This window comes from Pantoea sp. CFSAN033090, assembly GCF_001264395.1.
Taxonomy (GTDB): Bacteria; Pseudomonadota; Gammaproteobacteria; order Enterobacterales; family Enterobacteriaceae; genus Pantoea; species Pantoea agglomerans.
This window is the reverse complement of sequence record NZ_LGYX01000030.1, coordinates 1-13,943: the sequence shown is the minus strand read 5'-3', so window position 1 is coordinate 13,943 and position 13,943 is coordinate 1. Positions and strand designations below refer to the sequence as shown.

8 protein-coding genes are annotated in these 13,943 nt (G+C 59.2%); 2 read left to right on the top strand and 6 right to left on the bottom strand.

Annotated features, from left to right (window positions below; genetic code table 11):
* Positions 1–101: 101 nt before the first annotated feature.
* From baeR to AFL22_RS20440, 6 genes are read right to left on the bottom strand one after another with little or no spacing between them, the layout of a single operon-like run.
* Entirely contained in the window at positions 102–809 is a 708-nt protein-coding gene (baeR, locus tag AFL22_RS20465; RefSeq protein WP_010248188.1) for a two-component system response regulator BaeR, read from the bottom strand.
* A 6-nt stretch (positions 810–815) separates the two neighbouring features.
* On the bottom strand, positions 816–2,204 hold the full coding sequence (baeS, locus tag AFL22_RS20460; RefSeq protein WP_010670989.1) for a two-component system sensor histidine kinase BaeS: 1,389 nt from the start codon (positions 2,202–2,204) through the stop codon (positions 816–818).
* Positions 2,201–3,607, bottom strand: coding sequence for an MFS transporter (locus AFL22_RS20455; protein ID WP_052272081.1), 1,407 nt, complete (start codon positions 3,605–3,607; stop codon positions 2,201–2,203). The genes baeS and AFL22_RS20455 overlap by 4 nt, the downstream gene beginning before the upstream one ends.
* Before the next feature lie 52 nt (positions 3,608–3,659).
* Entirely contained in the window at positions 3,660–6,734 is a 3,075-nt protein-coding gene (gene mdtC, locus AFL22_RS20450; protein WP_033778769.1) for a multidrug efflux RND transporter permease subunit MdtC, read from the bottom strand.
* Positions 6,731–9,853, bottom strand: coding sequence for an MdtB/MuxB family multidrug efflux RND transporter permease subunit (locus AFL22_RS20445; RefSeq protein WP_052272080.1), 3,123 nt, complete (start codon positions 9,851–9,853; stop codon positions 6,731–6,733). The genes mdtC and AFL22_RS20445 overlap by 4 nt, the downstream gene beginning before the upstream one ends.
* Positions 9,853–11,091, bottom strand: a complete 1,239-nt coding sequence (locus AFL22_RS20440) for an MdtA/MuxA family multidrug efflux RND transporter periplasmic adaptor subunit (protein WP_010670986.1) — start codon at positions 11,089–11,091, stop codon at positions 9,853–9,855. The genes AFL22_RS20445 and AFL22_RS20440 overlap by 1 nt, the downstream gene beginning before the upstream one ends.
* Before the next feature lie 240 nt (positions 11,092–11,331).
* Between AFL22_RS20440 and AFL22_RS20435 the strand changes: the two genes are divergently transcribed.
* Together AFL22_RS20435 and AFL22_RS20430 are read left to right on the top strand one after the other, a co-directional pair.
* The gene (locus AFL22_RS20435; RefSeq protein ID WP_052272079.1) at positions 11,332–12,291 is read left to right on the top strand and encodes an aldo/keto reductase; all 960 of its coding nucleotides are present in this window, start codon (positions 11,332–11,334) and stop codon (positions 12,289–12,291) included.
* A 209-nt stretch (positions 12,292–12,500) separates the two neighbouring features.
* On the top strand, positions 12,501–13,844 hold the full coding sequence (locus tag AFL22_RS20430) for a carbohydrate porin (RefSeq protein WP_052272078.1): 1,344 nt from the start codon (positions 12,501–12,503) through the stop codon (positions 13,842–13,844).
* Positions 13,845–13,943 lie beyond the last annotated feature (99 nt).

Genomic DNA, 13,943 nt, shown 5'->3' with positions numbered 1-13,943 from the left:
CAGCATGTCGCCTCAGGCGGCAGGTGCAGGGCAGTTAAGCCCTGCAAAAGGTGCGGAATTGTAGGCAGTGAGAAAAGGGAAGTAAATTGATCGGGATCAAACTAGATCAAATGACAGGCATCGGCTTCCCAGCGATAGCCCATGCCGTAGACGGCGCGGATAAAAGGTTGCTCGCTGTCGAGAGTCTCCAGCTTGCGCCGCAGGTTCTTGATATGGCTGTCGATGGTGCGGTCCGTGACCACGCGGTAGTCATCATAGAGATGGTTAAGCAGCTGTTCGCGTGAAAAGACCTTGCCCGGCTCCAGCGACAGCGTTTTCAGCAGACGGAACTCCGCCGGCGTGAGATCCAGCGGCTTGTCGCGCCAGCTGGCGAAGAAGCGGCTCTCATCGACGCGAAGTAACGAGGCGCTTTGCGGCTCTTCCGCCGACCGTTTTACCCGGCGCAGAATCGTTTTAACTCGCGCCACTACTTCACGCGGGCTGAAGGGTTTACAGATGTAGTCATCCGCGCCCAGCTCCAGCCCCAGCAGCCGATCGATCTCCTCGGTGCGGGCGGTGACCATAATAATCGGCAGTTCGGAATGACGACGGATTTCACGGCACAGCGTTAAACCGTCGGTGCCTGGCAGCATCAAATCCAGCAGCATCAGGTCGGGTGGCGTCTGGCGCACATACTCCAGCACCGCGTTACCGTCGGCGATGTGATGGGTACGGTAGTTCGAGGCATGCAGATAATCGATCATCAGCTGCGCCAGTTTCGGCTCATCTTCGACCACCAGAATCAGCGGGTCGTGGTTTTCCAGGCTCATAAGCGTCTACACAAGGGGAACATAGCGCAAGTGTAGCGCGATTTTCAGTCCACCTAAATCAGAGTGCGCCGCATGAATATCGCCGCCATGCGCGTCAGCGATATTTTTACAGATGGCCAGGCCCAGGCCCGAGCCACCGCTGGCGCGATTGCGCGAGCCTTCGGTGCGGAAGAAGCGCTCAAAAATCTGGGCCTGATGTTCCCCATCCACGCCCGGTGCGCTGTCATCAAACTCGATGCGCCAGTTGGGTGCCTCATAGTTCAGCGTCACTTCAACCCGGCCCCCGCTGTCGGTGTAGCGCAGGCTGTTCTCCAGCAGATTAGTGAACAACTGCATCAGGCGGTCGGGATCGCCAAAGAAGGGGGCGTTATCGGGCAGATTGAGTTTCAGCGTCAGCCCGTGTGCACGATAGCGTTCGGCAAAGCTGCCTGCCGTCACTTCCAGCAGCTGCACCAGATCGGTTGCCTGTTTGCGGTAGGCAAGGGCGCCCTCATCGGACAGCGACAGCTGATGCAGATCGTCGACCAGCTTGGTCAGCACCACCACTTCGCTTTGTAGCGAGGCGATCGCTTCCGGCGTCAGTTTGCGCACGCCATCCTGCATCGCTTCCAGTTCACCGCGCAGGATCGCCAGTGGTGTGCGTAATTCATGGGAGATATCGGCCATAAAGGCGCGGCGCATGCTCTCATTTTTCTCCAGCGAGCTGGCAAGGAGGTTAAAGTCCCTGGCCAGCTGGCCCAGCTCATCCCGGCTGCTGACCTCAACGCGGGTGGCAAAATTACCGGCCGCCAGATGATGGGTGCCGTCAACCAGTCGTTTGACCGGAGCCAGCAGACCGCGCGCCATCAGCCAGGTTGCCAGCGCCGCCAGCAGCGTGGACAGCCCGACGATAATCCAGCTGGTGCGCCGCTGCTGCTGATCAAAGTTAATGTCGGTGCTGCGCGTCAGCCGCTCCGGCGGCGAGCCGATGACCCAGCCGACCACTTTATTATTGCTGGTGGTGATATTGCGTCGCGTGCCTTCGGGCGGCACCGGCGATTTTGGCCCGGCCAGCACTTTATATTGCTGATCGAGGATCCAGAACTGGGTGCGCCAGCCGTGCGGCGGCAGCTGACTGTTACTGTCGGGATTCTGCTCCAGCGAACGCAGCATGGTGAACACCAGCCGGTCGTTGTGGCGCAAAAAATCCCAGTTGCCGTGCTGCTCATACTGATCGGCCAGGGCATCACTGAGCAGATTTAACCGCTGCTCGTTGCCGCGCTTAATGTAGTCGACAAAGCCATGCTCGAAACTGAGGCGAACCCCCCAGTGCATGGTAATCAGCACCAGCATGCAGGTGGCGAAAATCGCCATAAACAGTTTGGCCCCGATGCCCAGGCGCAGGTTATCTCTCATTTATTTCTCCGGCGTCGCAAATCAACGTTGGTACTCACCTGTGGCGGCACGCGCCAGAACACCAGCGCGGGCAGGATGATAATCAGCGACATGCAAAGGTAGGTATAAATAAACATCTGATGTTCCGCCGTGCTGTTCGCTGCGCTCTCCTGAGCAAATGCCCCCAGCAGCAGCCCGGCCACGGTAACGCCGATACTCATCGAAAGCTGCATTATCATCGACAGCAGGCTGTTGCCGCTGGACGCCAGCTCATCGGGCAGCTCCTTCAGCGTCAGGGTATTCATTGAGGAGAACCGAATGGCGTTGACCATGCCCTGCAGAAACAGCACCAGCGGCAGCAGCCAGACCCAGCCCAGAATTGCCACCAGCGGGAACAGCAGGACCACCAGCGCCAGCGCCACAGTCGACATCACCAGCACGTTGCGGTAGCCATAAAGATTGACGATGCGCACCACAATGCGTTTCATCCCCATATTTCCCAGCACCATCGGAATCATCATCAGACCGGCGTGAAACGGACTGTAACCCATGCCGAGCTGCAGAAAGATAGGCGTCATAAAGGGCAGCATGCCGCTGCCGATGCGGCCGGTAAAACTGCCAAGCAGGCCGATGGAGTAGATGCGATTATCAAACAGCTTCAGGCTGAACAGCGCATTATCATTGCTGCGCGCATGCATCAGGTAGAACAGCAGAGAGAACATACCAATGAGGATCATGGCACCCAGCAGCAGCGGAGAGCCGCCACTGCTGCGCTGACCATCCAGCGCCAGCGTCAGGGTTGCCATTCCGGCGGCCAGCAGGATAAAACCGCCGAAATCAAAGCGCCGCGTCTGCATGCTGTAGTTGGGCATCAGCATCAGGGTGGCGATAGCGCCTGCAATGCCGACCGGGATATTGATCAGAAAGATCCAGTGCCAGCTGGCGTACTCCACCAGCACACCGCCCAGCGCCGGACCCAGCAGCGGGCCAATCTGGCCGGGCAGAGTGACAAACGTCATGGCGGACATATACTGCTCGCGCGGCACGATTTTCATCACCGTCAGACGACCCACCGGCACCATCATGGCCCCGCCAATCCCCTGAACCACCCGCGACAGCACCAGCTGATCGAGGGTGCCGGAGAGGGCGCACAGCAGTGATCCCAGGCTGAACAGTACAATCGCGCAGAAGAAAATGTTGCGCACGCCAAAACGATCGGCCAGCCAGCCGCTGACCGGCAGCATGACGGCGACCGTCAGCACGTAATAGACGATGACCGAGTGCATGTGCAGCGGGCTGACACCCAGATCGTGCGCCATCGATGGGATCGCGGTATTCACGATGGTGGTATCCAGCGTCTGCATAAAGAAGCCGATGGCAACAATCCACAGTTGCCAGCGGACGTTAGTGCTTTGCGTACTCATCGATCCCCCCCGATAAAGGCGTCACGTCCGATGCCTGCTGCCGCCATACCTGTTACGGCTGCTGCGCGGCGGCCAGCGGGCGTTTTTTACGGCGCAATTTATCCATCATTAAATAGACCACCGGCGTGGTGTAGAGCGTCAGCAACTGGCTCATCACCAGCCCGCCGGCAATGGTAATCCCCAGCGGCTGACGCAGCTCTGCGCCGTCGCCGCTGGTCAGCACCAGCGGCAGCGCGCCAAACAGCGCCGCCAGCGTCGTCATCATAATCGGCCGGAAGCGCAACAGGCACGCCTGGAAAATCGCCTCGCGCGCGCTGAGCTGGCCGTTGCGCTCTGCCTCCAGCGCAAAATCGACCATCATGATGGCGTTCTTTTTCACGATACCGATCAGCAGCAGAATACCGATCAGCGCAATCAGGCTGAAGGGCGTATCGAACAGCTCCAGCGCCAGCAGTGCACCGACACCCGCCGAGGGCAGGGTAGAGAGGATCGTCAGCGGATGGACATAGCTCTCATAGAGGATCCCCAGCACGATATAGACTGCCGCAATCGCCGCCAGCATCAGCCAGAGCTGATTACTTTGCGACTGCTGAAACACCTGCGCCGTACCGGCAAAGCTGCCGCGCACGCTGGAGGGCACGCCAATCGCGGTCATGGTGCGTTCAATTGCCTCCGACGCCTGCGACAGCGACACCCCTTCCGGCAGGTTAAATGAGATGGTCGAGGCGGCAGACAGCCCTTCATGGTTGACCGAGAGCGGCGCATTCGCGGGCTGCCAGTGGGCGAACCACGACAGCGGAATCGCTTTACCTTCGCTATTTATCACGAACATCTGCGACAGGGCGCTGATATCCTGGGTGTAGCGCGGATCGACCTCCATTACCACTTTGTACTGGTTAAGCGGCTGATAAATGGTGGAGATCTGACGCTGACCAAAGGCGTTATTCAGCAGGGCATTGGCCTGAGAGACATCGATGCCAAGCCGCGCCATGCTTTCCCGGTCATAGGTCAGCGCCATCTCGCTGCCTTTATCCTGCTGATCGGAGTTCACATCCGCCAGCTGCGGCAGGGCAGAGAACGCCTGACGGATTTTTGGCTCCCACTCACGCAGGGCGTTGAGGTCGTCCGACAGCAGGGAATATTGATAACCGGCATTCGATTCCCGACCGCCGACGCGCAGATCCTGCACCGCATTCAGATAGAGACTCGCCCCGGGTTCTTTCGCCAGCTTATTGCGCAGGCGGGCGATAATCTCCACTGCACTCTCTTTCCGCTCCGACAGCGGCTTCAGCGAGATAAACATAGAGCCGCTGTTGGTACGCATCCCGCCGGTGAAGCCCACCACGCTCTCTACCGCCGGATCGGCCCCGACAATCTCCATAAAATCCTGCAGTTTACTGCGCATCGCCTGAAACGAGATGCTCTGGTCGGCAGAGATAAAACCGGAAAGTCGTCCGGTATCCTGCTCCGGCATAAAGGTTTTCGGAATATGAACAAACAGCCAGCCGGTCAGGACGATGGTGGCGAAAAACAGCACCATCACCCAGCGCGCATGGTTCAGTACCACGCTAAGCGAGCGGCCATAGCCCTGCTGGACCGCCATCAGCAGCCGGCCCGCGCCGCGCTGACGCGGCTGACTGCGCGGCGCGTGCGGCTTCAGCAGATAGGCGCACATCACCGGCGTCAGGGTGACCGAGATAAACAGCGAGATGACGATAGCCACCGACAGCGTAATGGCAAATTCTGAGAAGAAGCGGCCAATCAGTCCGCCGATCATCAGCAGCGGCAGGAACACGGCAATCAGTGACAGGCTCATCGACAACACGGTAAAGCCGACTTCACGCACCCCTTTCAGCGCGGCGGCCAGCGGCTTCATGCCCGCTTCTACGTGTCGGGCAATGTTCTCCAGCACTACAATCGCATCATCCACCACAAAGCCGGTGGCGATGGTCAGCGCCATCAGCGACAGATTGTTGAGGCTGAAGCCACACAGATACATCGCGGCAAAGGTGCCGATCAGCGAAACCGGCACTGCGACGGCGGGGATCAGCGTGGCGCGGCCCGAACGCAGGAAAACAAACACCACCAGAATCACCAGCGCCACGGCGATCACCAGCGACTGCTCCACCTCATGCAGCGAGGCGCGAATGGTAGGTGAGCGATCCTGAGCGATCTGCAGATCGATGGCGGCCGGGATCACCTCATGCAGCAGCGGCATTTCGGCGCGGATGCGGTCCACCGTATCGATGACGTTGGCTTCAGGCGTTTTGCGGATCAGCAGCAGCACCGCCGGTTTACCGCGCGACATCCCGGCGTTGCGTACGTCCTGCACTGAATCTTCGACTGTCGCCACATCCGACAGCCTGACCGCCGCGCCGTTGTTGTAATGCACTATCAGCGGCTGATACTCACTGGCGGTCTGCAGCGCATCATTGGTACGCAACTGCCAGCGCTGCTGCGAATCATCCAGTGCGCCCTGCGGCCGTCGCTGATTGGCGTTGGAAATGGCGGTGCGCACCGCATCCAGCGAGACGCCCTGATTAAACAGCGCCTGTGGATTCAGGGCCACGCGGACCGCAGGCAGCGAGCTGCCACCCACGGTGACGTCGCCCACGCCCTCAATCTGTGACAGTTTCTGCGCCAGCTGGGTCGAGGCGTAATCGTAGAGCTGACCCGGATTATAGGTATCCGAGGTCAGCGTCATGATCATAATCGGCGCATCTGAAGGGTTCACTTTGCGATAGGTCGGGCGCGACGGCATCCCGGTAGGCAGCAGGCTTTGCGCCGCGTTAATCGCGGCCTGAACATCGCGCGCGGCTCCGTTGATGTCGCGATCAAAATCAAACACCAGAATGATGCGGGTGCTGCCCAGCGAACTGGTGGAGGTCATTTCACTGACGCCCGCGATGCGTCCCAGCGAGCGCTCCAGCGGCGTGGCCACCGACGACGCCATGATCTCCGGTGCGGCACCCGGCAGCGAAGCCGAGATAACGATCACCGGAAAATCAACCTGCGGCAGCGGCGCCACCGGCAGCAGCCGGAAACCCAGCATCCCCGCCAGTGCGATGGCCAGCGTCAGCAGGGTAGTGGCGACGGGCCGGTTGATGAACAGGGCAAAGAACTTCACTCTGCGGCCTCCGTGCGGGCAAAGCGGCGGCGGGTGGCGTGCGCCAGTCGATCAAACAGCAGGTAGATCACCGGGGTGGTAAACAGGGTCAGCACCTGGCTCAGAATCAGCCCGCCGACCATGGCAATCCCCAGCGGATGACGCAGTTCGGCACCGACGCCGGTGCTGAGCATCAGCGGCAGCGCGCCGAGCAGGGCGGCCAGCGTGGTCATCAGAATCGGGCGGAAGCGCAGCAGGCAGGCCTGATAGATGGCATCAACAGGCTTCATACCCTGTTCACGTTCGGCCGCCAGCGCAAAGTCGATCATCATGATGGCGTTCTTTTTCACGATGCCGATCAGCAGGATGATGCCGATTATCGCCACGATATCCAGCTCATTGCCGCTGAGCATCAGCGCCAGCAGCGCGCCGACACCCGCCGTGGGCAGCGTTGAGAGAATCGTGATGGGGTGGATAAAGCTCTCATAAAGCACGCCCAGCACGATGTACATCGCCACAATGGCCGCCACAATCAGCCAGACGGTGCTGCTCAGCGCCGCTTCAAAGGCCAGCGTGCTGCCCTGGAACTGCGTCATCAGCTCTGCGGGCATGCCAAGCTCGGCTTCAGCCTGCGACACCGCTTTCACCGCATCTTCCAGCGAATAGCCGTCAGCCACGTTGAAGGAGAAGGTCGCCGACGGGAACTGGTCGAGATGATTAATGCTGAGCGGCGTGTTGCGCTGTTCAATGCGGGCAATGGCGCTCAGTGGTACGCTGCCGCCGTCGCTGCTGTTAAGGCGAATCGCCTCCAGGCTCTCCATGCCTGGAGTGGCACTATTGTCCTGCTCCAGCACCACCCGATACTGGTTCGCCTGGGTATAAATGGTGGAGATGAGCCGCTGACCAAAGGCGTTGTACAGCGCGTTATCGACATCCGCCATGCTGATGCCGAGGCGGCTGGCGCTGTCGCGGTCCACTTTGACATAGGCTTCCAGCCCCTGATCCTGCCAGTCACTGCTGACATCGCGCAGCTGTGGCAGGGTGCTGAGCCGGGTCAGCAGCGCCGGAACCCAGGTGCTGAGCGAAGACAGTGAACCCGATTGCAGCGTGAACTGATAGGGCGTGCGGCTCGCCTGGGTATCGATGGTGAGATCCTGCACCGCCTGCAGCCACAGCTGCACGCCCGGTACCTCACTGACCTGCTGTTGCAGGCGCTGCTGAATGGCAGGAATGCGGTCGTCGCGTTGATCCAGCTGTTTGAGGTTGATCTGCAGACGCGCGCTGTTCAGCGAGGCATTGGTGCCATCCACGCCGACAAACGAAGTCATGCTCTCCACTGCCGGATCTTTCATAATGATGGAGGCGACATCGCGGGTGCGCTGCGCCATGCTGGCATAGGAGACCGACTGCGGTGCCTGCAGCGTGCCCTGAATAATACTGTTGTCCTGCTGCGGGAAAAAGCCTTTCGGGATGATCATCCACAGCACCAGCGTCAGCACCAGGGTGCCAAGCGCCACCGACAGCGTGAGCCAGGGATGATTAAGTACCCGTTTCAGGCCGCGGCCATAGGCGGCCACGATACGATCAAACATCGCTTCGCTGGCCCGCGAAAAGCGGTTCTGTTTGCGCAGCGACTCCGCGCTCAGCATCCTGGCGCACATCATCGGCGTCAGGGTCAGTGAGACCACCGCTGAAATCAGAATCGCCACCGCCAGCGTCACGGCAAATTCGCGGAACAGACGGCCGATTACGTCGCCCATAAACAGCAGCGGGATCAGGACCGCAATCAGCGAGAAGGTGAGGGAGATGATGGTAAAGCCGATCTCGCCGGCACCTTTCAGCGCGGCGGTCAGCGGCTTTTCCCCTTTCTCGATATAGCGTGAGATGTTCTCAATCACCACGATGGCATCATCGACCACAAAGCCGGTGGCGATGGTCAGCGCCATCAGCGTCAGGTTGTTAATTGAAAAGCCGAGGAAGTACATCGCCGCGAAGGTGCCGATCAGCGACAGAGGCACCGCAACCGCCGGGATCAGCGTGGCGGGCACGTTGCGCAGAAACAGATAGATGATCATCACCACCAGCGCCATCGCCAGCATCAGCTCATACTGCGTGTCGTTGACCGAAGCACGAATATTGGTGGTGCGGTCGGTGAGCAGTTTAACTTCCACCGACTTCGGCAGAGCTGCGGTCAGGGCGGGCAACATGGCACGGATATTATCTGCTGTGGCGATGATATTGGCACCAGGCTGACGCTGAACGTTGAGCACAATCGCCGCATCGCGGTTGGCCCAGGAGCCGAGCCAGCTGTTTTCTGCTCCCTGTTCTATGGTCGCCACGTCGCCAAGACGCACCGGTGCGCCGTTTTTGTAGCTGATAATCAGCTGGCGATAATCCTCCGCTGATTTCATCTGGTCATTGGCTGACAGGGTAACTGAGCGGGTCGGACCATCCAGGCTGCCTTTGGCCGAATTTACGTTGGCATTGCTGATGGCGGTCCGCACCGTTTCGCTGGTCAGACCCAGCGCAGCCAGCGCCTGCGCATTCATTTTCACCCGCACCGCCGGACGCTGACCGCCCGATAGCGTCACCAGTCCGACGCCGCTGACCTGAGAGATTTTCTGCGCTACCCGCGTTTCCACCATGTCCTGCACCTGCGTCAGCGGCATGCTGCGCGTGGTGACGGCAAGCGTCATGATCGGTGGATCGGCAGGATTCACTTTGCTGTAGACCGGCGGATTAGGCAGGTCGTTGGGCAGCAGGTTAGTGGCGGAGTTAATGGCAGCCTGCACCTCCTGCTCTGCCACATCCAGCGGCAGCGTCAGCTGGAACTGCAGCGTCACCACCGAGGCACCGCCGGAGCTTTGCGACGCCATCTGTTTCAGGCCAGACATCTGACCAAACTGGCGCTCAAGCGGCGCGGTGATGGAGGAGGTGACCACATCCGGGCTGGCACCCGGATAGAGCGTGACGACCTGGATCGTCGGATAGTCGACTTCCGGCAGCGCCGAGACCGGCAGGAAGCGGTAGCCCAGCACCCCGGCCAGCAGGATCGCAATCATCAACAGCGTGGTGGCGACCGGCCGCAGGATAAACTGGCGTGACGGTCCGCCACTGTGATCGGGAGGCATGACCTGCATTACTCACGCTCTCCTTTTGACGGCAGGGTGGCGCGGGTAGCGCGCGGTGCGTTGCTCTGCGGCGCGACCACCTCGACTTTTGCGCCTTCCGTCAGGCGATCCAGCCCATCGGTCACGACGCGTTCGCCCGCCTCCAGACCGGCGCTGACCACCACTTTCTCGCTATCCTGCAAGCCGGCAATCACGCTTTTCTTGCTGACCTTGTTGTCGCTGTTAACCACCCAGACAAAGTTGCCTTCGTTGCCCATCTGCAGCGCGGCAGGTGGGATAACAATCGCATCCTGCAGGGTGTTGACCTTCAGCCGCACATTCACGAACTGATTGGGGAACAGCGTGTCGTCCTGATTATCAAAACGCGCTTTGATTTTGATGGTACCGGTGGTGACATCAATCTGGTTATCGAGGCTCAGCAGTTTGCCATTGGCGATCAGATTCTGATTACTGCGATCCCAGGCTTCCACCAGCAGCGACTCACCGCTCTTCTGCGCCTTGAGTATGGAACTGATGCTGTTCTCAGCCAGGGTAAAAACCACATCAATCGGGTGCGTCTGGGTGATCACCACGATACCGGTGGTGTCGCCGCTGGTGACGTAGTTGCCGACGTCAACCTGTTTCAGCCCGACCCGGCCGGCAATCGGCGCGGTGATCCGGCTGTAGGTAAGATTGAGCTGCGCACTGGCGACGCTTCCCTCATCCGCTTTCAGCGTGCCGAGCGTTTCACTGACCAGTGAGCGCTGGGTATCCAGCTCCTGTTGCGAAACCAGCGAGGTTTTTGCCAGCTTCTCGAAGCGCGCCAGGTCACGACGGGCGTTAGCCAGCGTCGCCTGATCTTTCGCCAATTGGCCCTGCGCCTGCGTTAACGCCACCTGATAAGGCCGCGGGTCGACTTCTGCCAGTAGCTCGCCCGCTTTCACCTGCTGGCCTTCAGTGAAGTGGATTGCCAGCAGATCGCCATTGACCCGGCTGCGCACCGTGGCCGTGTTAGCCGCGGTCACCGTACCCAGTCCACTCAGATAGTGCGGCACGCTCTGGCTGGTGGCCGTAGCGGCCTGAACTGGCGCGAGGGGACGACGGGCACCGTCACCGCCGCCTTTGCCGCCACGTGGCGCAGGTGCGTCACTCTGACTGCTGCTCTGCGGCTGGGCATGGCGCTGCCAGGCATAATAGCCGCCAGCGGCCACGGCGATCAGGGCCAGCACGATAAGGGTTTTCTTCATAACAGGATGTCGGGTGCTCATGATTGTTGGTGCTCTCCAGCAGTGACGTAGTCCCAGGCGCAGGCATCAAATGGGTAGCCTGCAAACGACAGAGTGTAGCCGCCTCTGACGGGCAGAAGTTGAAGGAAATAAGGATATCTGTCAGGGCGGGGTAATTATGCCTGTTCTTTCATTAATCGCATCACAATCGTCATAAAGCCGTGAAATCACTTTGCTATGCTGAAAGACAGACGGTTTTTTCAGGCAAATAAGGAGCAGGAAATGAGTCAGAATCAAACCCGGCAGTTGGGTGACAGTGGTATCGCGGTGCCGTTGCTGACGTTTGGCGGCAACGTGTTTGGCTGGACAGTGGATCAAACCACCTCCTTTTCTCTGCTGGATGCGCTGGTTGATCGAGGCCTGTGGTTTATCGATACCGCCGACGTCTATTCCCGCTGGGCACCGGGCAATAAAGGCGGTGAATCGGAAACCATTATGGGTGAATGGCTGAAAAAAAGCGGCAAACGCGACCAGATCGTGCTGGCAACCAAGGTTGGCATGGAATTGTCGCCGGAGAAAACCGGACTCAAACCGCAATATATCCGTCAGGCAGTCGAAGATTCCCTGCGCCGGTTGCAGACCGACTATATCGATCTCTACCAGGCGCACCGCGACGATCAGGATACGCCGCTGGCGGAAACGCTGAGCGCCTTTGACAGCCTGATCAGAGAGGGCAAAGTGCGGGCGATTGGTGCCTCCAATTACAGCGCGGCGCGGCTGCAGGAGGCATTGCAGATCAGTGAAACGCAGGGGCTTGCACGCTATGAAACCCTGCAACCTGAATATAACCTTTATGACCGCCAGCCCTATGAGTCGGAGCTGGAGCCGGTGGTGATGGCGCAGGGTCTGGGCGTTATTAACTACTATTCACTCGCCAGCGGCTTTCTCAGTGGCAAATACCGCGAGGCGGCGGATGCGGGTAAAAGCGCGCGCGGTCAGGGTGTAGTAGATAAATACCTTAATCCGCGCGGTTTGCGGATCCTCGACGCACTGGATGCTATCAGCGAAGCGCATCAGGTGACGCCGACGCAGGTGGCGCTGGCCTGGCTGATCGCCCGTCCCGGTATCACCGCACCGATTGTCAGTGCTACCTCGCTGAAACAGCTCGACGATCTGACTGGCGCGATGCAGCTGACGCTGACCCCGGCGCAGATTGAACAACTGAATCAGGCAAGCCAGTAAACACAAGGGGCGATAGCGCCCCTTTTTACGCTGCACCTGTCAAAAAATTGGCATCCCGCCCAGAGAATAACCAATCAGCGATCCCGATCACAAATGCGTTAATAAACGGATGTTACGGGTAATTATGCGCACGTATTTACAAAAAACAGAGATTATCCAGCACTATCCTCTGCGCGTCATTTTCCGTAACTTACATAAGAATAAGCAAGATGAAAAACAAAAAAGCAGAGCAGCGTTTCCCGCTGCGCCGTGTGGCAACCGGCACCCTGATCCTGGCCATGTTTTCCGCGCAGGCAATGGCCGCTGACGCCCTGAGTCCGGACTCCGAATGGATGTTTGGTGACTGGGGCGGGTACCGAACGCAGCTGCAGGACGACGGCATTAAGTTTGACGTTAACTACACCATGGAAAGCGCCGCGAATTTAGGCGGCGGGGCAGATACCAACACCACCATGCGCTACAGCGATCAGTGGTCGTTCGGCACTAATTTCGATCTGCAGAAGCTGCTGGACTGGCAGGATGCCGAGTTCCAGATGACCGTGACCAGTCGTAACGGACAGAATCTTTCTGAACAGGTCGCGGATCAACGCACCGGTATGCTCTCCTCGGTGCAGGAAGTTTACGGTCGCGGCCAGACCTGGCGTCTGACCCAGTTCTGGTTGCGCAAAGGATTGTTTAACGATGTGGTCGATGTGAAAGCCGGGCGGGTGACGGTGGGGGAAGACTTCGATAACTTCGATGGCAATCTGTTCCAGAACCTGGCGCTGGGCAGCGGGCAGGCGGGTAACTGGCGCGGCGATCGCTGGTTCAACTGGCCGGTGTCGCAGTGGGGCGGCCGGGTGAAATTCAATATCACGCCGGACGTTTTCTTCCAGGTCGGTTTCTATAACCAGAACCGCGCTAACTACGATCGCGGTGATGGTTTCCGTCTGGATACCAGCAATTCAGAAGGAAATCTGGTGCCGGTCGAACTGGGCTGGAAACCGACCTTCGGGCCGGAGAAATTACCGGGTAACTACCGCATCGGCTATTACTATTCGTCGGTGGATGGCGATGTTTATGGCAGCTGGCGAAACGGCGGCTATCAGGATCAGGCCCATTCCTATGGCGGCTATCTGCTGTTACAGCAACAGCTGACCGCGCAGGATGGCGATGTGAATCGCGGTCTGGGCGTGCGGGTGCAGGCGGTGATGAACGATCACAAGACCTCAAAGACCGACAACTATCAGTCTATTGCGTTTACCTGGACAGGACCGTTTGATGCCCGTCCTCAGGATGAGATCGGCGTGGGCGCGTCACGTATTCATGTGAACAGCGACTATACCCGCTCACTGCGTCAGCAGAATCAGGCTAATGGCGAGAGCCGCTTTGACAGCCCGACCTATCTGCCGATTCAGGAAGGTTCAGAGTACAACTATGAGGTTTACTACAACGCTAAAGTAACTAACTGGATGTCACTGCGTCCTAACCTGCAGTATGTGGTTGCCCCTGGCGCAGTCAGTGAAGTGAAAGATGCGTTTATCGGCGGTATCAGCGCCAATATTGCATTCTGATTTTCCGGGCGAGCGAGCCGCAGTACGGGCCTGAGCACCTCTGCTGCTGCCGGGCCGTCCTCGCGCCGCTCACGCGGTACCTTCGGCTTTGACGTCGTG